The organism is Phyllobacterium zundukense (assembly GCF_025452195.1).
In the GTDB taxonomy this organism is placed as follows: domain Bacteria; phylum Pseudomonadota; class Alphaproteobacteria; order Rhizobiales; family Rhizobiaceae; genus Phyllobacterium; species Phyllobacterium zundukense_A.
In genome coordinates this window covers 817690-841975 of record NZ_CP104972.1, presented here as the reverse complement: position 1 = coordinate 841975, position 24286 = coordinate 817690, and the positions used below count along the sequence as shown (strand labels likewise).

Below are 24286 nucleotides of genomic sequence, written 5' to 3'. Positions count from 1 at the left end.
CTGCTGTTGTGGTCCCACAACTGAGAGGGTTGCCTTGTGGCATCCGCTCCCGTCCACCCGCCAGTTCCCTGCCATCATGTATCAACATTCTTGATGGTCACGGCAAAGCAAGGGCACGGAGTACTGCGGCTCCTTGTCGCCACTCCAGGCGAGCTTACCACCGTTCGAGTCCCAAGCGGCGGCGCGCGGCTTGCAGCCGCTTCCGACGAGCTTGTTGACGGCCAAAATCGATCGCTCCTTGAGCTTGGCCATTTGCATCCTGCGGAATGGACATGACTTGTTCGTTCACTGCTTCGGGGGCATCCTGGATGCCGCGCTCGCTTCATGCTGACGATTTCCGCTGCTTGACGGGTCTAGGTGGCGTCTCGGTTCAGCGCCTCCAGAAAGCGAATGACGTCGCCGACCATGCGATCATCCCAAACATCATTGTGACCCGAGCTTTCGTAAACGAGCATCTGCTTGGGCTCGGGAGCGGTACGATATAGCGCCTCGCCCGAATACAGCGGGATGATGTCGTCATGCCGGCCGTGGATGAACAGCTTCGGTTGCCTCACCTTCGCTATCTTGAGATCCGAGCGGAAGGGATCCTTGAGAAGAAGTGCGACCGGAACAAATGGGTAATGGGTCTGGGCGAGTGACAGGACCGACAGGTAGGCGGACACCAGAATGACGGCGACGGCAGGCCTTTGGCCGGCTGTGTTGACGGCAACGCCGCTGCCCAGCGACTGGCCCAGCACAACGATCTCGCATTCGCACCGTAGCGACAGCCAGTCGAAGGCAGCAATGCCATCGGTCAGTAGCCCATGCTCGCTCGGCGAGCCGGTCGATCCCGGATAGCCGCGATAAGAGATCGCGAGCAGGCCAATACCTCGCGCGGCCAGGGTCTGGGCGAGGAAGCCGTAGTTACCGACCCGGTCAGCGTTTCCGAGCAAGAACAGCACCGACGGCTTGCCGGATTCGCCCTGGCTGTAGAGACCATGAAGCGTCTCTCCGTCAGGCGTGCTGATGGATACGTTTTCGCCCCAGTTCGCGTGCTCTGGAGCAAGTGTCGCGCTGGCGCCGGGATAGAGGAGGGCGCGCTGTGCAAGATACATCAGGCCGACGAGCGACACGTAGGCGAAGGCCGTCATCAGCAACAAGGTCAGCAGGAGTTTTGTGGTGCTCACAACAACATGTCCACCCGCAGGTTCGTCAAAGTCCAGAATTACAGGTCTTGGGTGGAGACAACCATGGATCATTGCTCGGTGCCAGCCAACGTTATTCGTTACGTCATTGCCGAAAGTTTCGCAGAGCGGACACCACGACCCAACGATCTTGTTGCAGACTTCGGTCGTTGCAGCGTCGCATTCATCGACGGTTCAGGCTCGACAGCTTAATGCAGTAGTTAGCAAAGGAGAGAGGCGATGCGTATCGAGATTGTCCTGTTAGCTGTCGCAGCTGCCTTGGTCACCGGTACGGCTTATGCGGGAAGCCAATCATCGAATACAAGCTCGAACAGCTCATCCAACAACGGCGTGGTACGCGAGCGTGTTGTCAAAACGTATTGCGAAGGCGGCTATTGCGAACGCTACGTTAAGCGTCGAGTATATATTGAGGGTTGGAACCGTGATCGCCAACGCGAACGCAGGCGAAGTCGCCCCCGGAACCGCTACGACGGTGACGATGACTAATGTCATGGTTCAACTCTGTCGGGGATACGACAGATCTGGGTGCTGATCGAGCCAGCCCGTCCAAAGGGGCAGCTCGTTTCCCTGGCACGCGAAGTACGACTGGCGTCTCACCATCGCCCAGGTGATCAAGCAGCGGACGCACCCACTCCTGATATTACTCGTTCGGACCCCGAGTGTGGCGATCCGGCTCGTTTGCAAGATACAGATAATTCTCCGGTTCGTTAGGCCCTTGCTGATTGTCTGGGTGTCGGCCGGACGGCGCCCCGTGGTGCTGGCAGGCGCCATACTGGTCGGCACTGGACTTTTGACTGCGAGCCAAGCGAAGACGCCGCTAGCCTTTCAGCTTACCTCTGGCGGCATGGTGGAATTCGGCCTCGATCCGGCGAAGCCGTATCAGCTTTCTGGTGACATCGATGAAGGCGCGCAGCTTCGGCTGCGCCTGAGCGCGTTGCGGAAAATAGAGGAAGAGCCCCGGCGTGGTGGGCAGGTAGGATTCAAGCACGCGGACAAGCAGTCCAGCACGCTGCTCCTGTTCCACTGCGATGTCGGCAACATATGAAAGGCCGAGCCCAGCCTTTGCGAAAGAGACAAGCAGCGCGCCATCATTGACGATGAGCTTTCCCGGAGGATCGACCGAAAGGGGGCGCCCGCCGCGTTCGAACTCCCATCGATAGAGAGCGCCGGAGGCCGGGAAGCGATATCGGATAGCCTCATGACGGGTCAGGTCTTCGGGGGTTGCCGGGCAGCCGCGGGCAGCCAGGTAGGAGGGGGCGGCCACGACAGACCAAACGATATCGCGCGAGAGCCTGACTCCCACCATGTCGCGTTCGACATATTCGCCGATCCGGATGCCTGCATCGAAACCAAGTCCCAGCAAGTCGACCGTTGCATCCTCCACAGCGACTTCGACTGTAATTCTTGGATGCGCGTGCCGGAAGGCCGGCACCACGCGATCAATGATAAGTGGCACCGCCATGCGGGGTACCGTGAGGCGCAGGAAACCTGAAGGTTCATCCCCCATGGCTCCTGCCGTCTCGATGGCTCCCGCAATGTCGGCAACTGCAGGTGCCACACGCGACAACAGGTTCGCGCCAGCCTCGGTCAAACCGACCCGGCGCGTTGTACGAACAAACAAGGGTGTGCCGAGCTTCGCTTCGAGTGCCTTTACTGCCTGGCTTACGGCTGCAGGGGAAACGCCCAGCCGTGCGGAGGCCGCCGTGAATCCGCGTGTTTCCGCTACGGCGAGGAAGGCGGCCAGACCGGAGAAAGGGTCAGGTATCATGCTCATACGATTATAAATCTATACTAAATAGTGCACAAAGCCACCCGCGATTTTTCCAGGTAATCGCTTGGGTTACTCTGTCGCAGACATATTGTGAAGGAACCAAGTCATGACAAACAGATCTGAGGAAACGACAGCGGTTCCGCGGCGGCAGGTTCTGGCGGGCATACTAGCCGCAGGCACACTAGCCGGGCAGAATTTCGCAACATCAGCGTCGGCGGCCGCGGAGACATCAGGCGCGTTGGCAGACAAGGTGGTAATCGTCACGGGTGCCACTTCCGGCATTGGAGCCGCGACGGTGGCGGCTTTCGCCCGTGCGGGCGCTCGGGTCGGCTTTAATGGAAGACGCGAGGCGCTCGGTCGCCAGGTGGAAGCAGAGATACGCGCAGCGGGCGGCGACGCCGTCTACCTTAGATCGGACGTGCGCGACGCCGGCCAGGTGGAGCGTTTCGTTTCTGACGTGGTCGAACGCTATGGCGGTATCGATGTCGCCTTCAACAATGCAGGGATCGATTTGCCGCCAGCGCCAATCGCCGATACGGACATCGCCGGTTTCGACGACCAGATCGCGACGAATCTGCGCGGAGTATTTGTCTCAATGAAATACGAGATGCCGCATCTGGTGCGCTCGAAGGGAGCCATGATCAACATGGCGTCCATTGGCGGTCGCCATGCTTTCCCTAATATTGTTGCCTATGGTGCCTCGAAAGCCGCCGTCATTCACATGACACGCGCCGCCGCACAGGAGTATGGCCGCAACGTTCGTATCAATGCAGTCGCGCCAGGTCCGATCGAGAGCCCGATGCTTGAGCGAGTACGCCGGGACTGGAATGTTACAACCGAACAGCTGGTTGCACCCTATCCGATGCGCCGGGTGGGTACGCCGGATGAAGTTGCAGCGTTGGTGCTGTTTCTCGCTGGCAATCAAAGTTCGTATCTGAGTGGACATGTGATCGGCCTTGACGGTGGCGATCTTCCGTAGACGAAGCTGACTGCGAGGGTCATCACGTTGTTTGAAGCAGGCGGCAACGATGTCCGTCAGAGTATTCAGACAAGTGTGCCAATGACGGCGTTCACGCGGCGACCGACCGCTGATGTGATCATGGAAAGCAGCGGTGCGCTGCCGCTTCGCCGACGACTAAATGATCCGCGATTGCATCTTCGAACCGAGCGAAGTCGGGCGGAAGGTGGCGGCAGTGCCAAGGTCCAGGATCGGCCCAAACCGGTCATTGGCCGTCGCAAAAATTCGCCGCGAAACGCCAACTTTTGCGACAGAGGAAACCTAGGACGCTTTCAGGAAAGACCGGAGTGTCGCAAAAGTCAGGATTAGAGCGACAAAATTCAGCGCTAGGCGATTGCGGTGACTGATTGTTCCGCCTGCCTCACCGCTCGCTGCCGCCCGATCTGCAACATCGCGATACTCGCCAACACAAGGATGATGGCGGAGATCTCCAGGATGCCAACCTTTTCTCCGGTGGCCCAGCCGATCAGCAATGCAACATTAGGCGTGATGTAGGTTGCGCCCGAGGCCGCCACCGCGCCCAGCTCTTGCAGCAGATAATAATAGATCAGGAAAGCCATTCCGGTTCCCAGAACACCGAGCCCGATCGCGACACCAGCGGCTGCGTGCCAGTTTTGCAGAATGTTGCCCGTTCCCGTCCGATCAACGATGAGCAGGAGCACCAGCAGAGCGAGGCCTGTTTGCCATGTCGCGAGCGCGAGGGGCGGCAAGTTGTGCGGTGATAGAAAGCGACGAACGTAAACGTAGGAAACACCAAGGATCGTAGTGGCGGCCAGCATCCAGAACACCCCCATTATGTCGATGGTCCGATCTGATCCTTCCCATGGTCTGGCGATCAGCACGATGCCCGCGAAGCCGACAAGAACGCCGACCAACATCAATGCGTTCGGCTTTTCCGTGCGAAGAAACAACAGGGTGGCAACTGCCGTGAACAGAGGGATCGAGCCCCCGAGAACGCCGGCGGTGCCCGAGGGAAGGAGCGCCGTGCCCTCCGCGATCGCAAAATAATAAAAGGCCGTTGCCAACGCAGCCATAACGAAGAAATGCGGCAGGTGCCGCACCTGATCCCGATGGATCACTCCCTTTCGCCCCGCGACGAGGGCCAGCGGCAAGAAGCCGAAGAACACCCGTAGCAGCGTGATTTGCGCGGGGGTGATTAGCTCCGCCGCCCATTTCATGTAGATGAAGTTCGAGCCCCAGAAGAGGCCGAGTAGCGCGAACACCAGATAGGTCAGCCGCATGACTCTGTTCCCGTTTCCGGGAAATCATCTAAAGGCGAGCCCTGCTTTCCCGATGCAGAGCCTCCAGGTTGTTTACGGTAAGGCCGGATGTCCATCCTTTGACGTACTGTAATTGCCTGGCAGAATGATTATTGTGCCATTTTTCGGTATCGATCAGGCTGAGGGCAATGCACAATCTATCGCGAACCGCTCTGTCAGCCTTGACGGGGTGCGGAGAAGGTCAGCTTCTACAATTTGAGATGGCTGGCATAATCGAGAGAAAAACGGATTATCATCTTGAAGACGCGGACAGGATTCGCGTTGCACTTGCCTTGCATGAAGCAGGCATACCTTTGGACACATTGGTCAAAGCAATTCGAAACAAGGTATTCGCGCTCGACTTCGCTGCGCAGACTATGTTCGACCCGGTCTATCTGTCGACGACGTCGATGGAGAGGGAGCTCGAGGGTTTGGATGTCACTCCTACGACACTGAATAATTTGAGGGCTGCCGCAGGCCTTCCTCGTTTGTCAGCAGAGCAGATTCTGCGCGAGGACGATGTCGAGCTGCTCAAACTCATTGCTGAATGCCGCCGACTAGGCATCTCCGACCCGGCAATGACGAGAGTATTGCGGGCCTTTGGACAATCTACACACCGCGTTGTGGAAACAATGCGCGATTTGTTCCGCAGTGAAGTCGAGGAGAGAATGCTGAATGCTGGAATTTCACACTCTGAGATGCTTTCTACTGCAGCTGCCAAACGACTCGAGCTGCAACGGATCGGGTTTAGGGTATTATTCATGCTCCAGCGTCGCCTGCTGGAAGAGTCGGTCTTCGATAATATTGTCTCACGTATTCAAGAAGCCCTTTGCGAGAGCGGCTTGGAGACACGGCCCGATGTCGATTTACCAACCGTTGCCTTCGCTGACCTTTGTGGATTCACTGAATTGACGCACGAACTTGGCGACCTGAAGGCAGCCGAACAGGCGGCACACTTTGAAGCCTTTGCACAGCAAATTGTCTCTCCTGCTGGGGGTAGATTGGTTAAGGTCCTCGGAGACGGCGTGATGATACTTTTTCCGGAGCCAACATCAGGGCTGAGCGCCTGTCTTGGATTGGTGGAATCGGCCGAAAAAGCTGGTCTCCTGCCGGTGCGCGTTGGCTTGGCCACAGGCCAGGTCGTGCCGCGAGACGGTGACATTTTTGGGCAGACGGTGAATTTGGCCGCGCGGATTTCCAGCATCGCAAATCCCGCGCAAGTAGTCGTTTCCGAAAGTGCTATGGCAGCCGTTGCTACCAGCAATCCCGGAATGTTTAATTTCACGGCCATGGAACCTGTCGTTTTAAAGGGTCTGCCAGGTCGCTTTTGCTTGTTCTCGGCCGATATCACCTCGTCATGCGAATCGTGAACAGATACATTCCTTGCACGGCGGTGGACGGGTAGCTGATGGCGTGATGTGAAAATGCTCACATGGTTGTTGGAAAGTATGTCATCCCTGTCACCACGCTAGAGTACTCAACAGCCTGGTGTTTTCGGTATGTGCTCCGAAAATCTCATAATGTCTCGTATGGAAGTGTCCGTCGAAACCATTCAATGCAGTCCCTCATGAGCGCTGTTGGCGCAAGGCGGCCATTCGGATGGCCCCTGCCATCGCTCCTGAACTGGCGAAGGCAGCGACCCTGTATTTGGCAAGCAGTCAGTTCGAACGTCATTGCCCATGAAGCGACTTCAGCAAAAATCCCTTACGCTGTTGGAGACCGTTTCGGACATCACGCTATCGCGCCGTTATTCTGCAAGCGGAAGGACTGCTGTAGGCCCCAAATTGGTCATTCCAATCACGCCGGGCCGATGTCGGCTACTGACGCGTTTGAAATGAGGGCTTTGGTTTGGCAATTTTAGTTCGGACGATTTACGGGTAGGTGCAGTGAAGCGCCTGCCTTTTCGGCCGCCGCTCTTAGGCGCTTGTCTCTGGTCCATAAGGTCGCTCGCTGGTCAAGAAGGACGGATGCCAGCAGGTGAGCATCGGTGTAGCCAATGCCGATGCTGAAAAGACTGTGGCGATCGATCATTGTCATGACTTCGTCGTGCGTGGCGACGACCGCCGCGCGCTGCGCCGCCAGAAAAGCGATCACGCTGCCGCGATCCCTAAGGCTGCCAAGCGCCAGCTCACCGATCACGGCTGGGTGGCAAAGTAGGAGGTCGTCTTCAATAATCCTGCGCAGCTCCGCATCAACACGACGAAAATGATCAATCCAGATCGAGGTGTCCGCGAGGATCACTTGGCTGCTGCGCTCCGGCGGCGCGGAGCTGCCTCGGCATCGGGCATAGTTCCTCCGAGCGCGATGAGGCGCTTTCCGGACTCCACACGGACAAGCGTTTCCAACGCCTGGCGCACTAGGGCCGCTGTTTCATTTGTACCGGTCAAGAACCTGGCCTTCTCCATAAGCGTATCGTCGAGGTTAATAGTTGATCGCATGATGTAGCAGCTCCCTAGTTGAAGCGCGGAAAATAGCACCATTTGGTGATAAAATCTATGCCGGCTGCGGCGTTTCTATGCAGTGCGTTCACTGATGTGGCATCGAAAATTTCTTACCCCGAGGGTCGAAGCCTCAATGCTATTGACTAATCTACATGCTGGCCGATCTACCATCATAAATGGTGGGCTCACTGCGGTTCACTGTCGAAACAAACGCGGAGCAGATGCATCCCTTCCTCGATGCGGGCTGTAGGAATGGCGCCATACCCGAGCATAACACCGGCTCGTGGAATTGCGTTCACGGCGAACCGTGACAGAACCTGGACGGCGACGCCATGATCGGCGACCCGGCGGGCGATCTCGGCGATCTGGTCCACCGACATTCTCCGGGCCAGAGCGGTGAGATGGAGCCCCGTTGTCGACGAGATGAGCTCGAGATGCTCGGCAAAATCGCGGGCGATCGCGTCCGCGAGGATCTGGTGCCGTTCCTGGTAGACTGCACTCACCCGGCGGACGTGACGCGCAAACGCGCCCTCATCAATGAAACGCGCGAGCGCCGCTTGCGCGAGGGTCGATGTATGCCAATCGCTGACGAATTTCGCCTTGTGCAGGGCCAGCCTGAGCGATGGCGGGGTCACCAGGAAACCTAATCGGAGGGTCGGCAGCATGGTCTTGGAAAAGGATCCTACGTAAATAACCCGACCTTTTGTATCGAGCGTTTGCAATGGCTCAAGGGGGCGGTCTGCGAAACGGAACTCGCTGTCATAGTCGTCTTCGATGATGGCCGCGTTGTTCCGCTCGGCCCACGCCAATAGTGCCTGTCGGCGCGGCAGCGTCATCGTGACGGAAAGCGGATATTGGTGGGACGGCGTGACATAGATGGCCCGGACACCTCGCGGCAGTGCCTCGACGAGCAGGCCCTCGCGATCCACCGGCACCCCGACCACGCGAATGCCCAACGACTTGAACAAATGTCTCGGGGGGCCGTAGCAGGGATCTTCGACGGCAATTGCGTCGCCCGGCTCCAGCAGGACGCGCGCCAGGAGATCGAGCGCCTGCTGCGTACCATTGGTAATGATGATGTCATCTGGCGATGCCTCGACCCCGCGAGACATTCCGACCTGCCGGGCAATTGCCGCGCGAAGATCGCGATGGCCGGCGGGGTGCTCATAGAACCCAGCAGCCGCTTCACTCGACCGCAGTGCCTGGGTCACCGACCGCCGCCAGTGCCTGTGGGGAAACAATGAAGCGTCGGGCAACCCAGTGCGAAAATCGAAGCGAGCCCGCCTCTCGAACGCCGTCAGAAGTGGAATTCCTTCCCAGACCGGGCGCGGTTGAACCACGCCGGTGGAGGATCGCCGACTTGTGCTTTTACGCCCGGCCTGCGCAACCACCTCGCTAACGAATGTTCCAGACCCCTGCCGGGATGTCACGAACCCTTCCGCGGCGAGCCGTTCATAAGCCACCGTTACTGTGGCACGTGACACGGCCAGCGCCCGCGCCAGTTCGCGGCCAGGCGGCAGTGGGTCGCCGGGCCGCAGCCGCCGATCCAGAACGGCGCGCCGGATCTGTCGATAGATCTCGCCGCTGAGGTCCTTACGACCGACCAAGCTAACGTGAAAGGCCATCATGCTTTTAGAGTACAGAAAATTGGTCTGCCTGAAAATGTCAGAATTGCCACTTCTACCAGTCCGCATTCTTTTCTACGATGCGTTGTTGGCAATCTGCGGAAGAGGCAAAGTTTTGCGCATAAGTGGTGGCGAAGTCTTGATCCCGCCACGTAACGGCATGGGTTTCGGCAAATTTGTCATCGCCGGGAACGAAACTATTTATGCGCGGGATGAGACGTAGCAAACCCGCCCACAGCAAGCGATGGCCGATCCTGATGCGGAGAACGGAGCCATGAAAGTTCTGATGCCGTTCCGGGATTGGCGGCCTGACGACAGCTTTGGCTCTGCATGAGCTCGGTATCGAGGCCGGTGCTCGAGCAGGCACGCGAAGCGCGCGAACTTGGCGTCGGCATTTACATGCTGCCGTATGCGGTCTAGGGGCACTCGGATCAGCTCATCCGTGTTCATCCGACATTCGGCAGAACCGCGCGACGGTAGTCGTCGAGATCGCGCGCTCAAGTCCGACCTGGCGTCACAATACCATAATTGGACTGGCCGAGAATGCAGGAATTGGCACTTCTATCAGTCCTATCGTTTCGTTACCATGCCATAACGACAATGTGAAGGAGCGGGGAGGCTCGTGCTGGCAACGGTTGCGGAGACCTTGACCAGTCTGGACATTGGGAGGCAGAAATGGCTCATACGGAAACTCGCGGCAGTCATCACTCGTCGACAGTTCGCCTGCTGGGACTTGTGCTGAAAACCACAGCAACCGCAATCGTAGCTCTCAAGACCTGGCAACGGACCGCCGCAAGACGTCGGGCAATCGCGAATTTGACCCCCGATCAGTTGAAAGACATCGGTCATGCCGAGACCCCCGCGCCTGTACTTAAAGTCAAGGCAGGTTTAGTCGCGAACTTGATGTCGATGAGGTAACGCATGATGCGGTTCCTGCTCGTTCATGACGCATGACACGGCGCCTGGTGTTGGGAAAGGGGTGGTGGCGGCGCTCGAAGACATCGATCTGCCGTACCACGAAGCCGATACCACGCCGGCCGCCATGGTGATCCTGGAGGACTATGTGCGCGCCATCGGCGCAGCCTTGCGAGCACGCGGGAGCGTGCTGGTGGGCCATTCGATCGGCGACATTTCGAAACCCGCGCCGTCGAGACCACCGTGCTGCTTAAAAGCTACGCGGGCGCAAACGGGTTGTGAAGCGCGCGGGCTCTAAAATACGAGGGAGAAAACGATGTTTCAAATCCCAGTTCGATTTGCATTCTTGACCGCGTCGGGCCTTGGGTTGCTATCGTTTGCGGCCATGGCCGACGACGCACAGATTACGCGGGGCGAATACCTCGCCACGATAAGCGGATGCAACGACTGCCACACGCCGGGTTACTTCTTAGGAAAGCCCGACCTGTCTCGCTTTCTCGGCGGCTCGGATGTAGGCTTCGAGATTCCCGGTGTCGGTGTCGTTGTCGGCCCCAACATCACGCCTGACAAGGAGACCGGCGTTGGTGGCTGGAGTCCCGAGCAAATTGTTACCGCTCTTCAGACTGGGCAACGGCCAGATGGTCGCCTCCTCGCCCCAATCATGCCCTGGCACGCTTTTGCGCATCTCACCAAGGATGACGCCATGGCGATCGCGGCATTTCTCCAAAGCGTGAAGCCGGTCAAAAACAAGATTCCCGACCCGGTTAAACCCGGCGAAAAGGTATCGACCTTTATGTTCCGGATCTTGCCGCCCGGCGAGACCGCGGCGGCGGCACCGAAATAGGGACAAGATTTGATCGCTTCACGGCTGGAGCACCGGGCTCCGCTCGCGATTTTTGCATGTGACCGAGCTCGGCAAACCATGATGACTCGTGATACTTGTCGGAAAACCCGCGACCGCGTGGCGTTTTATCCGCATGCAAATTGTGGGTATCGCACTACGGAGTATATTCCATCGGTCGTCGCAACCTACGAGCACAAACCGCCTTAGGTTCGCCTTTGTGCGTCGAAAATCGCATAATCGCTCTTCGGGAACCGCTTTCAGAGCCCCTCCGTTTGGGTGGATCTGCTGACCGAATCCCATCAAGGCGTACGATCCGCGAAGGTTGCGAGGTGAACGACGGACGCGTGTCGAGCGGAGGTCGCCTCGTCGAGCACCAGGATCGGCGCGTCCTTTCAACAGGACGCGCGCAATGGCGATACGCTGGCTGGCCGCCGGAGAGCTTGATGCCGCGATCGCCAACGAAGGCGTCGTAGCTCTTGACCGCAAATGTTCCAGATGGAGGGGCAGGGGCTGCCAGCCTGGCACTAGAGCAGATCACATGTCTTTTTTCATTGCGCGTAGTGATAGTGAAAGTGGACGTGGACCACTGGTGAATACCTAGGCGTTACGAGCACAGACCAAGGTATAATACAGGTACGCAATTCCGTTTCCTAAATGGAGGTGAGGCACTTGAAAACGAGGAGTGAGTAAATGAGAAAATCTTTAGTAGGACTAACGGTATTGGCTTTAGGCGCAATGGTGGCTGTAGGCTCAGCGACTGAGTCGATGGCACGGGGCAGCGGCGGAGGACACGACGGCGGCAGCAGTCATAGCGGGGATCATGGCGGCAATAGTCGGAGCCATGACGGCGGTGACCACGGCATGGGACGCGGTTTTAGTGTTGGCGATAACAGGATCGACCCTTCGCAAGGAAGAGGCAGGTTGGGTTCAGGCGGAATCTTCGGCGGCGAGCGTGATGATGCCCGCGTTGACGAGCGCAGGGATCACTTCAAAAATTCACCCGGCGACGGCAGTTACGGGCACTGCGAATATCCTGGCAATCCGTTTGGCTGTAAATGACGGCGCAACGACCTGTCTGATGTCTTTACCACGGGAGAGTGCAACGACAGCGGCGCATAACTGGACCGTGGGCGGCGGCGCTGAGTATGCGTTCACTGACAACCTGATCGGTCGCCTTGAGTACCGTTTACACCGACTACGGCAACAAAAATTTCTCGGCGGCAAATGACTTTGTTGATTTCGATGCCAAGTTGAAGACGAACGAAGTCGTCATTGGTGTCAGTTAAAAATTCTAAACACGCTCTATACAACTCGTGCGACGGGACCAATCAACTTGCTTGGTCCCGTCAGAGAGGATGTTCACTTATAGAAGATGTAGTCAGCCGTGTAATCGGCCCGCTGCTCTGACCCGACCGTCGGACACGTGCCGGTCGGCCCGGCTCCGCCGGAAGTGTTGATACGTTGGACAAAACGCACCCCGGCTAGTACCCCCGACGCGGAAGAATCCGCCGACAGTAACAGCCAGGGAATCGCGCCTGGCTTCGGTGCGGGTTCGGTTACCAAGGCCTTGCCGACGGCCTTGGAGCCGTCGCCCGCTTCCCATGTCGGGCCGCCATAGTGCTTGGCGAATGGCCTGCCCTGTGCATCGGTAAGCTCGGCCTCAGGAGCCTTGAAGTCCCATTCGCGTGTGGTCCCTTTGACACGACAGACATATATCTGGACGCCCCTTGCGGCGTACCTGCCGAGCAGCGTGGCACCATGCGGAGGCGCAAGCTCTGCAGGAAAATCCTGAGCGACCGCAGAAACCGAAAAAACCGCAAGAGCCGCAAAAGTGAATAGCAAGCGAGTGAACATTGGGGGATTCCAATCCGGAGATCGACAGTACGAAATCTCTGTCTAACCTGGCGTCTCATGTCTGTCCCTTTGATGGGAGACTTTGCACTCGGCCATGGTGAACGTTGTGTCCGTGGGGAGAAGCCCATGATCGGGAGATCAAGGCACCGGATAACAGGATCGAGTGAAAAGCGATTGCAAGTGGCAGCTTCATTTTTCTCTTCCTTGTTGTCTCCCGCTTGTTGAGAACAAAAGACCGCCCGGTGGGCTTCGGGCGGTCTTTTGCGGACACGGGAGGATGTCCGGGCTTCAGCCAGGGGGAAACTGAAGCGTGGTAGCCGGGGGAACTACCTGGCCCATCGGTGTTCGACAGGCGCGGTAGTAGAGGTACAAACAATCAGCCTGATGCGAAAGTATACGTAGGTATGGTTTGCCCAAACACGTGGTCAGTTTAAGACTTATCCCGGCAGCATCTACCGACTCCCCCCTTCCATCAAATTCGTGATCCGCTGCAACGCTGTTCGCGGCAAGCGAAAAAAGCGGATAGATATATTGGGCTTTATGGAGACCCGGCATGCTCGGCGACTTCTCGATCCGACCCACCTCCCCGTGAAAGGGATCTTGCAAAAGGACAAATCGCGGCCGGTATACCGCCCCAGATCGGAGTTTTTTAGAAAGTGACGGCAGTTCGCAGCCCGAAAACGGTAGCATTCCCAATCGCCGAGCCGGGATTGCGACATGCCGCTGAACGCAATGTCCGCTTTTCGCTAGATTCGACACGCCGTTGATCATGTCGCGTAAGCGAAGCCGATCCCTGTTGTGTCGTTGTAACGCCCCGGCAAAGCCCCTTGTAGGTCATACCCAGATCAACGTACCTGGTGATACTGTTACGATTTCGCTCAGGTGCGATTGCATCGCGGACAAATCCGTTGATACTGTTGTCACTGCTGCCGGGCTCCTGCCAGAGAGTTTGGTCGGCAATGGCGTTAGATCGCGTAACCTGCAGAGAGTCGCCTCGCGCCGCTCGCCAAGGGAGTTGACTAGCGAAACGCCGTTCGAGGCGGTGGAGAGTTGTCGACGTTTCCGGATAATAGGCTGGATAAGCACGACCGCGGTGCCATCGAAGAGTGCCGCGTGCGAGTCCATCGCTGCGCAGCGCCGAGCAGTATGGTCATCATGGATTTAGGCGTGTTTTTCCTTGGGCTTTGACGCCTAGGGGGAACGACAGAACGCTTTCGACACAAGGGTAGGGTGCTGATTGACGAACAGTTGGTTTTGGCATGGCAGAAAGAAATGCTTTTCTGGGCCGATTAACATGGCCTGCCCGGTCTCGGCCCAACTCCAAGCCGAGCCTCACCCAGTCTGTCACAGCATGAACAGCGGTACTTCTTCTCAAGTTCATCCAGATGGAATCAACACACCGCAGAGCGCCTTCCAGCGTCGGCATCAATATCCGCAGTAGTAAGGATCACCGCCCCCGAACAAGAATGGGAATCCGCATGAATAGTAAGGATTGTCCCAATAATAGCCGCGGTGCCTGAAATGCCTGAAATGTCCTCGGTTGTGGAAACCGTGGCGGTAGAAGTCTCCACGGTGATCGCGAAAGCCACCGAAGTGATGACTGCCGTGAGGGCCGTGGTTCCTAAAGATTTGATGGCCGCCACCGTGGCGCCCGCCATGACCTCCATGACCGCGGGCCATCGATTCCGTCGACAAGCCAAATGCCATTGTCACGCCCAAAGCGGCTACCGCCATGATTGATGCAGATGTTCTCATGGTTCACTCCTGAGTATTGGTTCATTTCATTGAAGGCATTACACAGACGTAGGGACGGTCGGCGTGAAGCGGTATCATACGTTGGTTTACACGCCTAAGACCTAAAGCCGGCAGGCGGAATGGCCGATACGAGACCGGCGATGAGCATTTTCTTCAGTTCCGCACGCTTTTTGTCCCGCCCGATCACCTTGACAGGCGGGGGCAACCGGATGCTGGCGGCGCAGGAGCGCCGCCGCCGACGTCTCCGGACATGTTGTCGATCGGGCGAAGTTGTTGTGTCCAGCACTCGGGAGCAACAAAGCAATATCCGCGGCCCGGACCGTTATTGATATATCGGACAGCACTTGCCGTCCCTGAGGACTTTGCGCAGGTGCCCGATATGCACCCGAAGGTTGACCGATTCGTCCGCGATGCTGGAAACCGGATAGGGACGCACATGCCGAGCAAACCAACTAACGAACCAGTCCTTACCGCAGCCAACCGGGCGAGCCGGCTTCAGGTCGCCATCGATAGCCTCATAGCGGATCTCGATAAAGCCGTGGAGATTGCATTCCTCTATGGCGCGTCGGAATGGGTTCATCTCAATTACCCGGTACACTACCACCGGCTGCTGATGCGTTATGACGACAGCGCCCAAGCGGAAGAGCAAACCTATCTCCACCGACGTGTTTGTGCCGCAGGACCAGGTGTTTGGAGTTGGCCCCGGCGAGAATGCGATCATCCATGTTCCCAAAATTCCGAACCGTGTTTTCACGGGAACGGTGACGCGAATTTCGGACTCCTTGGAGCCTGGCACCCCGCACCTTGCTGACGGAAATTGATGTAACCAATACGGACAGGCTGCTCGAACCAGGGATTTACTGCACCGTTGAATTGCAAATCCCCAGCAAGGTCGCCAGCTTTTCAGTCCCGTCCGACGCACTTATTTTCAATTCGGACGGGCTGCAGGTAGCGGTTGTCGACAACGGCATCGTTCATTTGAGGAAGATATCCGTGGCAAGGGATTTGGGAACGACCATCGAGGTCAACAGCGGCCTCAAGTCAGGCGACAAGGTCGTTCGAAACCCACCCGTGCAACTGGTCGAAGGTACTGAAGTCAGCGGCGCCGCCGCCCCTGTCACTCCAGCGCGATAATGACAGGCCTTTGAGTGCGGGATTGCGTGACGAACCTACACGCGGTTCGATCAAGCAAGCCGAGGCGGAAGCAGGTGAGGGTGAGTGAGGCGAACAAGTCCTGGAGGCGTTGGCTCCTGCGCGCTCAGCTGATCACGCCGGGAATGCACCCTTTGTGTGTCAGCGGTTGATGGAGAGTCAACTCAGCTCAGCGCTCTGTAAATCCAGTGGGACCCGAACGTGAGAGCCAAAAGAAGGCAACTACAATTAGCTCGGCCGCCTCAATGTGAGGCATATGCCTTAGATAAGGTTGGTTGGCGGACTTGGCACTTGTGGCTCCATAGAATGCGCGCGGAGCATGATTGTGAATGGCACTTGAGAGAGTGAGAGCATCTAGTATACAATCGTTTACGAGACGTATATGGCCCATCAATTCCGTAAAATCCTCGGTTTCCAGTACAATAAGAGCAATTACTGCTCATAAGTTTCTCACGGGCGCTGCTTGATCTTGTGCTTGGGCGGAATAGGGCTGCTTGTGGTCGGAATGCCGTTTGCTCCGGTGCTGTTCATCCCGTGGAAGGATTGAATAATGAAAAGACGACTGACCGCTTTTATTCCTTTGCTGACAAGCCTCGGACTTCATTCACAGTTTGCATTGGCCAAGAACGACAGCGCATCGCAATTCGTTACCATCAACAAAATTCTAAGAGGTGAAGGAAAGCCTGGCGACACCGCTACGGTTAAAAACGGGGAAGTTGTTTATACCGTTTTGGACGGAGGCGTCGTAGAACTCAAGAACTTGCGCTACGGCACGGTGCAACGGTTCAGTCCAGTCATTCAGAACGACAACAACAGGACTAAATAACAAAGCCCCTTATCACAGCTTCATATGTCACCCCGTTTTGATTCTTCCTTTCGTGAAACCCCGCGACTGGGAAGGATAGAAAACGAGTTAATATGTGCCGCGATGGCCAGCACCGGTACCCGCGAGCGATGGCAATCGAAGAGCCCGTTGATGAGGTGCAGGTTGCCCGGTCCACAGCTTCCAGCGCAGACCGCGAGATCGCCGGTCAGATGCGCCTCAGCGCCAGCGGCGAAAGCGGCGACCTCTTCGTGCCGGACATGCACCCATTCGATTTTTCGCTGGCGCCGAATTGCGTCTGTCAAACCGTTGAGGCTGTCGCCGACAATGCCATATACCCGCTTAACCCCCGCCGCGACGAGGTACTCGCCCAACTGATCTGCGACCGTTCTAGGCATATCTGTGCTTTTTAGTGTTGTTCCGACAGCAAAGGTGGCAGTTTTCGTGACGCTCATCATAGCTTCGAGGTCATTCGAATAGAGGCCGTTGTAGTATCGTCATCGTGGTCGGCATCTATTCTTCTGGCTTGCATATTCCTTGGGAATTATGCTTGTACGATACTGCTGAGCTGGGGCCGATCGTGCTCAAAGAATGGTTGCTGGCGGTTCCCCATAGCAACTAGAGACGCGCGTTCGTGCGAGAAAAGGACCGAGCGGAGAAACCTGCAGTGCTGGACGGCGTTCCGGCTGTCGCTCAGTTCCAAAACACCACGAGCGAACCGAGGATGCAGACGTAGATTGCCGCTTCGGCGAGCGGAGGATTGGCAAATAGCCGCCTCAGGCCCAGCCTGCCGACGACAAATCGAACGGCGAGCAGGATGACCAATGCCAGAAAAAGATACCGCACGAAGGGGTCGACCAAGACGCCGCCAAGATCGATATCGGTTTGCGCCCTCATAGGAGCCACTCCATCAGTTGGCTAAACCAGAGAGTAGAGCCTCCAGCTCCGAGCGTCGATGCTGAATCTTCCCTTCCGACGACCGACGCGCTACAGGTCATTCCCGCAATCAGTGGCACCCCTTGCGGCACTTGGTCGATCCTGATGCGCACCGGAATTCGCTGCGCAAGACGAACCCAGGTGAATATCGGATCGACGTTAGGCAGGCCTTGTGTGCTGCTTGCGGCGTTCGAAGCGCTGATGCCACCGGTAATGCTCTCGACGGTTCCGTTGATCGGGACATCGTATCCTAGCAGCTTCACTTCGACCGGGTCACCCACATGTATCCTGGCGAACTTGGTTTCCTCAAAATACGCATCGATCCAGTACGAGTGTTCATCGATCACCGAGACGTTGGAAGAGCCGGTTTGAGCGAAATCGCCGACGCGCATCAGGAGATTTGTTACGTAGCCGTCGACCGGGGAGAGTATTTCTGTTCTTTGAAGGTTGGTTTCCGCTTGAGAGAGCGAGGCCTTGGCGCTCGCAAGGGTAGCAGCGGCCATCTCCGCTGAGCCGTTGAACGCCTGCTTCTCCTCAATCGAGCTGAACGATGTGGACAGAGTCTCGCGGCGACCGGCCTCGGCCTTCTTGACAGCGAGGTCGGCCTCACTGCTTAGGACAGCCGCCTTCGCGGTATCCAGCGCCACCTGAAAATCAAACTTGTCGATGACGTAAAGCACGTCTCCCTTGTGGACGCGTTGGTTGTCGTAGGTTCGCACCTCGACGATCTGTCCCGAAACCTGCGGCGCCACGTTTGCGACCTGCACGCGCACCGTGCCGTCGCGCGTCCATGGCGACGTCACATAAAGCGTCCACCCGTCTCTTGCGGCAACCAGCGCCGCTACGACGAGCGCGCCCGTGGCGAGATATCGCAGGACATTGGTTGCGAATCGCCTTCTTCTCATTACACGCGCCACAAACCGTCTCCCAAGTTGTCGTCGCAGAAATGTCGTATCAGGAGCCGCTCACCTTCCAGCACCAAACCGGTAGCCCACAGATCTGCGGCTGCGGCTATGAGCGGCTCATGAGACGCGGCTTGCCCTGGGGGCGCGTGCCGAAGAATTGACCGCGCCGTCGCATAAAGCCGCCGGCTGCTGCTGGATCGCAGGACCCGCTGCAATGCACCAATCCTTGAGCGGATTGCCGGGTCGTCCGAGGTCTGTTCCAGATGAAGGTGGGCCGACGCCACAGCAAGCGACAGGTCGTTGGTCGCAAGGAGCGCCCTAAGCACGTGTGGGCGGGATCCTCGCCCCGGGGCAGTCGCGCCAACATAATCTGCGACCCGCGCTGCCAACGCGAAACCCAGTGCGGGCAAGCTTTCCGCGTCGCCGGACACAGATGCCGCCAAAGTCCGTTTTGTCGCCCTGACAACCGCAAGCTGCCTGTCGAGGTCGGACGCCGGCCAGACCAACCGCGTTGCCAACAAGACCGCGCAGAGCGCGAACGCCACGAAGATGCATTCGAAGAAGAAGTTCAGCGGATTGTAAAGTTGGGGATTGGACGGCGCGAGCAGGACCAAGAATAAAACGTTTATGATCGTGCCGATCCCGGCGATCTGCGGCCGCACGCTTAACAAACAACCGAAGATCAGGATCGGGGCCATGGCGATGGCGAGTCGAACGAAGTCTTGCGATTCCGTCAGAATGTAGAACTGCACAAAACCGGCGCTTGCTGCGGCGATCGGGAACGCAACGATGGCTCCGACTGCGAGTTTCGATGGGCTCTGCGCTGTGGTGCTCAGCCCACACAAGATCGCTGTTGTGGTCAGGGCCGCAACCGAGGCCGGCCATCCTGCCAGTACAAGGAATATCGCGCAGGCTGACAGAGCAACACCAACGCGAAACGCGTTTCTCCCGGCGAAGAAGAATGCCTTGGTGTCACTCAGCCGCACGTCGCGAGCTGGCGGCCGCCCTTCCCGCAAAGACGACATGCCATCATCGAACAGGCCTTTCGATTCGACGAAGCGAATCGCCTGCTGAACCTGCCCAACCGCACCCACGTCGATATTTTGACGCGACAGTTCCGACTCACGCAGCCTTGATAGCCGCGTCGACGCCTCCGATTCTTCATCGTCGAGTGCGGCCAAACACTGAGCCCTGACCGAGACAGCTATGGGGTCGTCACACTTAGACAGGCTTAGCCGACGAAGCAGGTAAACCGTCTCAAGGAGCGCCATCATCGCGCTGCGTGCACCTGCTGCCCGATACGGGCCGTCCACCATGTCGTGACCGACCACATCGATATCTTCCCGCAAACCGGCTATCTGCGACAGCAGCGCGGCGGCCGTTTCGGGATTCTCCTGCCCTTTGCTCAGCACGCTGCGCGCATGTTCACGGACGTCGCGCCAAATGTCGCTTATCTTGCGATCCAAGCCCGACCATACCGACGGCGAAGCGAAGAGGTCGTTGATAATGGTGACGCAAAGGATACCAATCGTTATCGCCGCCACACGATCTGTCATGGTTGTGAACACGTTTTGTGGGGTATCGATGTTGGCGACGGTAATGATCGCTACCGTATACCCGGACAAGACCGCGGCGTAGGCGCGATAGCCGCGCAGGTAGCTTGCCGAAAAAACGCAGATGCATATCCAGCAAATGAACGATAGCAACAGGCCGAGCGGTTCGCCGGGAAAAAGTCCAGCAATAACGATCGACATGGTCGCACCGATGAAGGTCGCCGCTAGCCGGTGCGCCGCTTTCGATAGCGCAGCCCCGCGGGTTGGCAGCGCCAGAATCGCCACCGTGACTGCCGCGGAGGATGCACCTCCCAGTTGCAGCCAGAATGCTGCATAGAGCGCGATCACCGCCCCCAGCCATGTCCGCAGGGCATATGCCCATATGTGAACCGGTATCCCCATGTGCCGTCGCCATGTGTTGCTTGAGCGGCCCGAACACGCACGGTGTCCGGGTGAGATGCAGTTTGACGATTTGGAACGCCCGCGATCTATTGTACACAGGGTGGCGCGGAGTAGCCTCATGGTGTTACTGCGCTAAACTTTGGTTTACACGCGAAGGAGGGCAGATCGAATGCCAGTAGAACCACTACTGCCGGTGCAGCTTCGGCTCAGCAGTGTTGCGGCTCCTCGGGTACCAGTTGCAGCTTTTCCGCCGTTCGGCTGAGTGCGAGAAGCGAATGGGCCTTCATCTTTCGCATCAGACGGCTGCGGTGCACCTTCCCACTCTCTGGGCTCGGAGACGCGAAACGCTCCCTGAGATCGACCAGAGCCTCTTCATTCTCCCGCCGTGCACGATCGCGAGAGCGGCCGAGCTGAATGGCCTCGAGGAGCGCCTGATCGCGGAACGGCTTGGTCAGGAACTCAATGGCACCGCCTTTCATCGGCTGCACCGACATGGGAATATCGCCATGGCCTGTGATGAAGACAATGGGGATCTCCCGGTCTGTCGTGGCGAGTTCAGCGAAGCGACCAAAGAATAGCAGCTCATACATCCGTATAGTAGAAATCTCATGGATTTGGTCCATTTATGCGAGGCTCGAAACGGTCTCACCAGGAGTTGGACGCCATGAGCAAGCAGGTAGCAGACATCATCGTTGAAACGCTGCAGAGCGCAGGCGTCGAACATTGTTACGGCGTCGTGGGTGACACGCTCAATCTGATCGCGCGTTCGCTCGAACGAAGCACGATCGAGTGGGTGGCGGTGAGACACGAGGAGGCCGGCGCTTTCGCCGCACAGGCCGAAGCACAACTGACGGGTCACCTGACGGCCGTCGCCGGAAGCTGCGGGCCAGGGAGCCTCCATTTCATCAACGGGATTTTCGAAGCAAACCGAAACCGCGCGCCCGTCATTCTCATTGCCAGCCAGATCATTCGCGATGAGTTGGGCTTCGATTTCATCCAGGAAGTCGATTTCAAGCAGATCTACCAAAGCTGCAGCGTTTTCTGTGACATGATTTATACACCGGAGCAGGCGCGGCGCAAAACCGTCATCGCTTGCCAGACCGCTTTGGCGAAACGCGGGGTCGCCGTTCTCATCGTGCCGGCGGACGTTTCCGCCTCAACGGTACACGATGACATCCCCTACGCAGTTCACGTTGCACAGCCCGTCGTTCGACCGAGCGATGCCGATCTCGACGAAATCGCCGAGATACTCAACAACGGCGGGGACATCGCCATCTATGCAGGAGCGGGCTGCCAGGGGGCACACCAGGAAATCCTGGCGGTTGCCGAAAAGGTCAAGGCCCCGATCGCCCATACCTCGCGCGGGAAAGACTTTCTCGAGTTTGACAATCCCTACAACATCGGGATGACCGGCATCCTCGGCAATGAAGCCGGATATCACGCCTTGCTCGATTGCGACACGCTGCTGCTTCTGGGGGCCGATTTTGCCTGGCGGCAGTTCTATCCCGACAAGGCGAAGATTGTTCAGGTCGATATCGATCCAACACACCTCGGGCGCCGCCATCCGATCACCAAGGGTGTTGTCGGCGATGTGCGACCAACCCTGGAAGCATTGCTGCCGAAGCTGGTCGAGCGCACTGACGCCTCCTTCCGTGACCGATACGTACAGCGCTACGCCAAAGCCAGGGAATCGGAAAAGGCAAAGGCTGTCGCGGGTCACGACGGGAGTATTCCTGGGACCTATCTGACTGAAGTGATCAACCGCCATGCCGCCAAGGACGCGATATTTTCTGCCGACATTGGTACACCGGCCGTTTGGCTTGTTCGCTACATCGAGACCAATGGCCAGCGCCGCACCTTTGCCAGTCTCCTGCATGGAACCATGGCTGGCGGCATGCCCTCGGCCCTTGGGCTGCAGAAGTCTCAGCCAGGCCGCCAGGTCGTCTGTCTGGCCGGCGATGGCGGGCTCGCAATGCTTTTCGGTGACCTGATGACCGTGGTCCAGGAGCAATTGCCGATCAAGATTGCCGTTTATGACAATGGCAAACTCGGCTTCGTGGAGATCGAGCAGAGGGCTGAGGGGATGCTCGATACGTTCACGCGGCTGAAAAACCCGAATTTCGGGGAAGCTGCGCGAGTGCTGGGCCTCTGGGGCCAAACGGTTTCCAAGGCGGACGAACTTGAAGGGAGCGTCAAGGACTGGCTTGCCCAACCGGGGCCCGCACTGCTGCACGTGCACGTCAGTCCCATGCAGCTGGTCATGCCACCATTCATAGCTGCGGCACCAGCAGTTGGCATGGCGCTTTATTCGGCTCGTGCCGTTTTGCACGGTCGGGGAAAGGATGTTTGGGAAATGGTGAGGGAAAACTTCCTTTGACCTGGCATCGTCTTGCCGGACGGGCGATAAATGCGGCTCTGTGGCTGTAGGCGATGATGTCGCCAGCCCAGCGGCTTAGGGAGGTGGGCGTAGGGCTTCGCGTCAGTTTTTTCCACTCAGATCGTCAGCGCGCTAAACCGCTGTCGCTTTGCCCTTGAAACGGTTCATCCTCAATTTCTGTGATTCAGCGGCAGCATTCTTGCCCTCATCAGTTCTGGGCCGGCGCGACCGTACATTGCTCGCTTCAGCATCTTGAGGCGGTTGATCTGCCCTTCGGCTTGACCGTTGCTCCAAGGGAGGTCGATTGCATTTTTGACGGCATCAATATCCCGGCGCAAAACGCTGGCGAAACGCATGATCGCCGTCAGTTCGGTGTCAATGGCATCGTCGATCCATTCATCCAGTGCCTCCGAATTCCTGCTGCGCAAGATGCCGTTGAAGCGCATGGCCAAGTCACGCATTATGGCGACACCGTCGAGCCCTGCTTCAAAGCATTGACCTTTCTGGTCTGAAGATCTGTCAGCAAGCCGCGCGGTTTTATGCACAACGCTGCAGCCACCACAGACGAGATCACATGGCCGGTATCAGGATCGCGGACAGGTTCTGAAACATGCACATCTGGAGGCGGGTCGTCGGGTTGGATGTTTTCGGCTTCACGCCACACCTTCAACAGGCGCTCCAGATTGGAACGACTGCCCGTGTAGCCGCGGTTCTTGATATCGTGAAACAGATGGCGCCCAATGCGGTTTCCATTCTTCCAGCATTCAGCCAGAAAAGTTTCAAAATACAACGGCGATGTCGGATTCAATGCTGCCCGGTTTCTGTCTCGATGTGCGTTAGAAGTGAGCCAATTCGCGATGCTGCGGCGCTCGTATCCGGTCCGCCTTGCAATCTCGCTGTAGGTGAGGCCCTGCTGGCGCAACGCTTGAAGCGTGGCAAATATTTCCTGACGGGATTGTCTGTGCGCCATGCGGGCACGGCGAGTTGTGCTGTAGCGCTGGCGATCGCATCTTGGAGAGAATGGGTCTGACATGGGTGTGGCCATAAACGCACATCTGTTCCTTGATCGCCGCCCTGAGATTTTGGACCAGATGAAAACGGTCAGCCACCTGGCGGGCCTGCGGTGAAGGTTCGTCGCCCGCATTTCCGGTGCCTACACTGCCACCGGTTCAGTGCGAGTTTGATTTTCACAACTTGACCCTGAACAGGCAAGTCCTGGAGGCGGCGGTTGTGCCAGCCGTGCAGATACCGACAGGTTTCGCAGCGGCAGAAACAACCCAGTTTTGTTCATCTTGAAGGGTGATACCCGGAACTTTGACCCCTGGGCCGGGTGACCATTTCAATTGCGTTCGCATCCCCGCAGATAGCAATCGCGGCGCTAACACTCTGTTAACCACAGAAATTGAGGAAGAATCGAATTAAAGGCAAAGCGACACCCACGGTCAGCACTTGCAGGCATTATCGCCACGGTT

General features: G+C 57.7%; 24 protein-coding genes and 4 pseudogenes. 11 read left to right on the top strand and 17 right to left on the bottom strand.

Annotation, left to right across the window (positions count from 1 at the left end):
- Nucleotides 1–81: 81 nt before the first annotated feature.
- The 4 genes from N8E88_RS11650 to N8E88_RS11635 form a co-directional block, all read right to left on the bottom strand.
- Nucleotides 82–252 carry a hypothetical protein gene (locus N8E88_RS11650; RefSeq protein WP_262291869.1) on the bottom strand — a complete coding sequence of 57 codons (171 nt, stop codon included), beginning with the start codon at nucleotides 250–252 and terminating at the stop codon, nucleotides 82–84.
- Between the two features lie 101 nt (nucleotides 253–353).
- On the bottom strand, nucleotides 354–1166 hold the full coding sequence (locus N8E88_RS11645) for an alpha/beta hydrolase (RefSeq protein ID WP_262291868.1): 813 nt from the start codon (nucleotides 1164–1166) through the stop codon (nucleotides 354–356).
- A gap of 333 nt (nucleotides 1167–1499) precedes the next feature.
- Nucleotides 1500–1676 carry a hypothetical protein gene (locus tag N8E88_RS11640; RefSeq protein ID WP_262291867.1) on the bottom strand — a complete coding sequence of 59 codons (177 nt, stop codon included), beginning with the start codon at nucleotides 1674–1676 and terminating at the stop codon, nucleotides 1500–1502.
- A gap of 325 nt (nucleotides 1677–2001) precedes the next feature.
- On the bottom strand, nucleotides 2002–2952 hold the full coding sequence (locus N8E88_RS11635; RefSeq protein WP_262292369.1) for a LysR family transcriptional regulator: 951 nt from the start codon (nucleotides 2950–2952) through the stop codon (nucleotides 2002–2004).
- Between the two features lie 109 nt (nucleotides 2953–3061).
- Between N8E88_RS11635 and N8E88_RS11630 the strand changes: the two genes are divergently transcribed.
- Nucleotides 3062–3934: an SDR family NAD(P)-dependent oxidoreductase gene (locus N8E88_RS11630; RefSeq protein WP_262291866.1), complete on the top strand. Its 873-nt coding sequence runs from the start codon at nucleotides 3062–3064 to the stop codon at nucleotides 3932–3934.
- A gap of 365 nt (nucleotides 3935–4299) precedes the next feature.
- Here the strand turns inward: N8E88_RS11630 and N8E88_RS11625 are convergent, their stop codons facing one another.
- A complete protein-coding gene (locus N8E88_RS11625) occupies nucleotides 4300–5214 on the bottom strand; it encodes a DMT family transporter (RefSeq protein ID WP_262291865.1) in 915 nt (304 codons plus the stop codon).
- Nucleotides 5215–5453: 239 nt separating this feature from the next.
- Between N8E88_RS11625 and N8E88_RS11620 the strand changes: the two genes are divergently transcribed.
- Nucleotides 5454–6602, top strand: a complete 1149-nt coding sequence (locus N8E88_RS11620) for an adenylate/guanylate cyclase domain-containing protein (protein WP_262291864.1) — start codon at nucleotides 5454–5456, stop codon at nucleotides 6600–6602.
- 487 nt (nucleotides 6603–7089) lie between these two features.
- Here the strand turns inward: N8E88_RS11620 and N8E88_RS11615 are convergent, their stop codons facing one another.
- The 3 genes from N8E88_RS11615 to N8E88_RS11605 all read right to left on the bottom strand — a co-directional run bounded on the left by N8E88_RS11615 (nucleotide 7090) and on the right by N8E88_RS11605 (nucleotide 9280).
- Nucleotides 7090–7473, bottom strand: coding sequence for a type II toxin-antitoxin system VapC family toxin (locus tag N8E88_RS11615; RefSeq protein ID WP_106713775.1), 384 nt, complete (start codon nucleotides 7471–7473; stop codon nucleotides 7090–7092).
- On the bottom strand, nucleotides 7470–7670 hold the full coding sequence (locus N8E88_RS11610) for a type II toxin-antitoxin system VapB family antitoxin (RefSeq protein WP_106667672.1): 201 nt from the start codon (nucleotides 7668–7670) through the stop codon (nucleotides 7470–7472). The genes N8E88_RS11615 and N8E88_RS11610 overlap by 4 nt, the downstream gene beginning before the upstream one ends.
- Before the next feature lie 188 nt (nucleotides 7671–7858).
- The gene (locus N8E88_RS11605; RefSeq protein WP_315975221.1) at nucleotides 7859–9280 is read right to left on the bottom strand and encodes a MocR-like pyridoxine biosynthesis transcription factor PdxR; all 1422 of its coding nucleotides are present in this window, start codon (nucleotides 9278–9280) and stop codon (nucleotides 7859–7861) included.
- Between the two features lie 19 nt (nucleotides 9281–9299).
- Here N8E88_RS11605 and N8E88_RS11600 point away from each other — a divergent pair, with 19 nt between their 5' ends.
- The 4 genes from N8E88_RS11600 (at nucleotide 9300) to N8E88_RS11585 (ending at nucleotide 11057) form a co-directional block, all read left to right on the top strand.
- Entirely contained in the window at nucleotides 9300–9521 is a 222-nt protein-coding gene (locus tag N8E88_RS11600) for a hypothetical protein (RefSeq protein WP_262291863.1), read from the top strand.
- Nucleotides 9522–9973: 452 nt separating this feature from the next.
- Entirely contained in the window at nucleotides 9974–10216 is a 243-nt protein-coding gene (locus N8E88_RS11595; RefSeq protein WP_262291862.1) for a hypothetical protein, read from the top strand.
- 64 nt (nucleotides 10217–10280) lie between these two features.
- A complete protein-coding gene (locus N8E88_RS11590; protein WP_262291861.1) occupies nucleotides 10281–10511 on the top strand; it encodes a hypothetical protein in 231 nt (76 codons plus the stop codon).
- A gap of 18 nt (nucleotides 10512–10529) precedes the next feature.
- Nucleotides 10530–11057 (top strand): c-type cytochrome, encoded by a 528-nt coding sequence (locus tag N8E88_RS11585; protein ID WP_262291860.1) that lies wholly within the window; start codon nucleotides 10530–10532, stop codon nucleotides 11055–11057.
- Nucleotides 11058–11407: 350 nt separating this feature from the next.
- Here N8E88_RS11585 and N8E88_RS11580 read toward each other — a convergent pair.
- Nucleotides 11408–11529 (bottom strand): annotated as a pseudogene (locus N8E88_RS11580) (ATP-binding cassette domain-containing protein); the annotation flags it as partial.
- Nucleotides 11530–11898: 369 nt separating this feature from the next.
- Between N8E88_RS11580 and N8E88_RS31825 the strand changes: the two are divergent.
- Nucleotides 11899–12285, top strand: a complete 387-nt coding sequence (locus N8E88_RS31825) for an outer membrane protein (RefSeq protein WP_410010565.1) — start codon at nucleotides 11899–11901, stop codon at nucleotides 12283–12285.
- Between the two features lie 131 nt (nucleotides 12286–12416).
- On the opposite strand, the gene N8E88_RS11570 is transcribed toward N8E88_RS31825, so the two are convergent.
- Nucleotides 12417–12911, bottom strand: a complete 495-nt coding sequence (locus N8E88_RS11570) for a DUF3455 domain-containing protein (RefSeq protein WP_262291859.1) — start codon at nucleotides 12909–12911, stop codon at nucleotides 12417–12419.
- A gap of 1521 nt (nucleotides 12912–14432) precedes the next feature.
- On the opposite strand from N8E88_RS11570, the gene N8E88_RS11565 reads away from it, so the two are divergent.
- Nucleotides 14433–14651 carry a hypothetical protein gene (locus N8E88_RS11565; protein ID WP_262291858.1) on the top strand — a complete coding sequence of 73 codons (219 nt, stop codon included), beginning with the start codon at nucleotides 14433–14435 and terminating at the stop codon, nucleotides 14649–14651.
- A gap of 337 nt (nucleotides 14652–14988) precedes the next feature.
- On the opposite strand, the gene N8E88_RS11560 is transcribed toward N8E88_RS11565, so the two are convergent.
- Nucleotides 14989–15387: a hypothetical protein gene (locus N8E88_RS11560; protein ID WP_262291857.1), complete on the bottom strand. Its 399-nt coding sequence runs from the start codon at nucleotides 15385–15387 to the stop codon at nucleotides 14989–14991.
- Nucleotides 15388–15470: 83 nt separating this feature from the next.
- On the opposite strand from N8E88_RS11560, the gene N8E88_RS11555 reads away from it, so the two are divergent.
- Nucleotides 15471–15800 carry an efflux RND transporter periplasmic adaptor subunit gene (locus N8E88_RS11555; protein WP_262291856.1) on the top strand — a complete coding sequence of 110 codons (330 nt, stop codon included), beginning with the start codon at nucleotides 15471–15473 and terminating at the stop codon, nucleotides 15798–15800.
- A gap of 568 nt (nucleotides 15801–16368) precedes the next feature.
- Nucleotides 16369–16644, top strand: coding sequence for a hypothetical protein (locus N8E88_RS11550; RefSeq protein ID WP_262291855.1), 276 nt, complete (start codon nucleotides 16369–16371; stop codon nucleotides 16642–16644).
- 74 nt (nucleotides 16645–16718) lie between these two features.
- Here the strand turns inward: N8E88_RS11550 and N8E88_RS11545 are convergent.
- From N8E88_RS11545 to N8E88_RS11525, 5 genes and pseudogenes are all read right to left on the bottom strand, one after another.
- Nucleotides 16719–17039: pseudogene (locus tag N8E88_RS11545) on the bottom strand (thiamine pyrophosphate-binding protein); the annotation flags it as partial.
- Nucleotides 17040–17334: 295 nt separating this feature from the next.
- On the bottom strand, nucleotides 17335–17538 hold the full coding sequence (locus N8E88_RS11540; protein WP_262291854.1) for a DUF1656 domain-containing protein: 204 nt from the start codon (nucleotides 17536–17538) through the stop codon (nucleotides 17335–17337).
- Nucleotides 17535–18482, bottom strand: a complete 948-nt coding sequence (locus N8E88_RS11535) for an efflux RND transporter periplasmic adaptor subunit (protein WP_262291853.1) — start codon at nucleotides 18480–18482, stop codon at nucleotides 17535–17537. The genes N8E88_RS11540 and N8E88_RS11535 overlap by 4 nt, the downstream gene beginning before the upstream one ends.
- Nucleotides 18482–20437, bottom strand: a complete 1956-nt coding sequence (locus N8E88_RS11530; RefSeq protein ID WP_262291852.1) for an FUSC family protein — start codon at nucleotides 20435–20437, stop codon at nucleotides 18482–18484. Before N8E88_RS11530 ends, N8E88_RS11535 begins: the two co-directional genes overlap by 1 nt.
- A gap of 206 nt (nucleotides 20438–20643) precedes the next feature.
- Nucleotides 20644–20994 (bottom strand): annotated as a pseudogene (locus tag N8E88_RS11525) (response regulator transcription factor); the annotation flags it as partial.
- 107 nt (nucleotides 20995–21101) lie between these two features.
- Between N8E88_RS11525 and N8E88_RS11520 the strand changes: the two are divergent.
- Nucleotides 21102–22814 (top strand): thiamine pyrophosphate-dependent enzyme, encoded by a 1713-nt coding sequence (locus N8E88_RS11520; RefSeq protein ID WP_262291851.1) that lies wholly within the window; start codon nucleotides 21102–21104, stop codon nucleotides 22812–22814.
- A 170-nt stretch (nucleotides 22815–22984) separates the two neighbouring features.
- Here N8E88_RS11520 and N8E88_RS11515 read toward each other — a convergent pair.
- A pseudogene (locus N8E88_RS11515) lies at nucleotides 22985–23947 on the bottom strand (transposase); the annotation flags it as partial.
- Nucleotides 23948–24286 lie beyond the last annotated feature (339 nt).

What these genes read in the sequence shown, in the direction of transcription:
- N8E88_RS11540 (WP_262291854.1), bottom strand. Translation starts at nt 17,538, where the DNA reads ATGAGGGCGCAAACCGATATCGATCTTGGCGGCGTCTTGGTCGACCCC.
- N8E88_RS31825 (WP_410010565.1), top strand. Translation starts at nt 11,899, where the DNA reads ATGACGGCGGTGACCACGGCATGGGACGCGGTTTTAGTGTTGGCGATA.
- N8E88_RS11635 (WP_262292369.1), bottom strand. Translation starts at nt 2,952, where the DNA reads ATGATACCTGACCCTTTCTCCGGTCTGGCCGCCTTCCTCGCCGTAGCG.
- N8E88_RS11565 (WP_262291858.1), top strand. Translation starts at nt 14,433, where the DNA reads ATGCCTGAAATGTCCTCGGTTGTGGAAACCGTGGCGGTAGAAGTCTCC.
- N8E88_RS11585 (WP_262291860.1), top strand. Translation starts at nt 10,530, where the DNA reads ATGTTTCAAATCCCAGTTCGATTTGCATTCTTGACCGCGTCGGGCCTT.
- N8E88_RS11570 (WP_262291859.1), bottom strand. Translation starts at nt 12,911, where the DNA reads ATGTTCACTCGCTTGCTATTCACTTTTGCGGCTCTTGCGGTTTTTTCG.
- N8E88_RS11610 (WP_106667672.1), bottom strand. Translation starts at nt 7,670, where the DNA reads ATGCGATCAACTATTAACCTCGACGATACGCTTATGGAGAAGGCCAGG.
- N8E88_RS11625 (WP_262291865.1), bottom strand. Translation starts at nt 5,214, where the DNA reads ATGCGGCTGACCTATCTGGTGTTCGCGCTACTCGGCCTCTTCTGGGGC.
- N8E88_RS11650 (WP_262291869.1), bottom strand. Translation starts at nt 252, where the DNA reads ATGGCCAAGCTCAAGGAGCGATCGATTTTGGCCGTCAACAAGCTCGTC.
- N8E88_RS11520 (WP_262291851.1), top strand. Translation starts at nt 21,102, where the DNA reads ATGAGCAAGCAGGTAGCAGACATCATCGTTGAAACGCTGCAGAGCGCA.
- N8E88_RS11640 (WP_262291867.1), bottom strand. Translation starts at nt 1,676, where the DNA reads ATGACATTAGTCATCGTCACCGTCGTAGCGGTTCCGGGGGCGACTTCG.
- N8E88_RS11550 (WP_262291855.1), top strand. Translation starts at nt 16,369, where the DNA reads ATGAAAAGACGACTGACCGCTTTTATTCCTTTGCTGACAAGCCTCGGA.
- N8E88_RS11595 (WP_262291862.1), top strand. Translation starts at nt 9,974, where the DNA reads ATGGCTCATACGGAAACTCGCGGCAGTCATCACTCGTCGACAGTTCGC.
- N8E88_RS11535 (WP_262291853.1), bottom strand. Translation starts at nt 18,482, where the DNA reads ATGAGAAGAAGGCGATTCGCAACCAATGTCCTGCGATATCTCGCCACG.
- N8E88_RS11530 (WP_262291852.1), bottom strand. Translation starts at nt 20,437, where the DNA reads ATGGGGATACCGGTTCACATATGGGCATATGCCCTGCGGACATGGCTG.
- N8E88_RS11630 (WP_262291866.1), top strand. Translation starts at nt 3,062, where the DNA reads ATGACAAACAGATCTGAGGAAACGACAGCGGTTCCGCGGCGGCAGGTT.
- N8E88_RS11600 (WP_262291863.1), top strand. Translation starts at nt 9,300, where the DNA reads ATGCTTTTAGAGTACAGAAAATTGGTCTGCCTGAAAATGTCAGAATTG.
- N8E88_RS11620 (WP_262291864.1), top strand. Translation starts at nt 5,454, where the DNA reads ATGGCTGGCATAATCGAGAGAAAAACGGATTATCATCTTGAAGACGCG.
- N8E88_RS11560 (WP_262291857.1), bottom strand. Translation starts at nt 15,387, where the DNA reads ATGATCGCATTCTCGCCGGGGCCAACTCCAAACACCTGGTCCTGCGGC.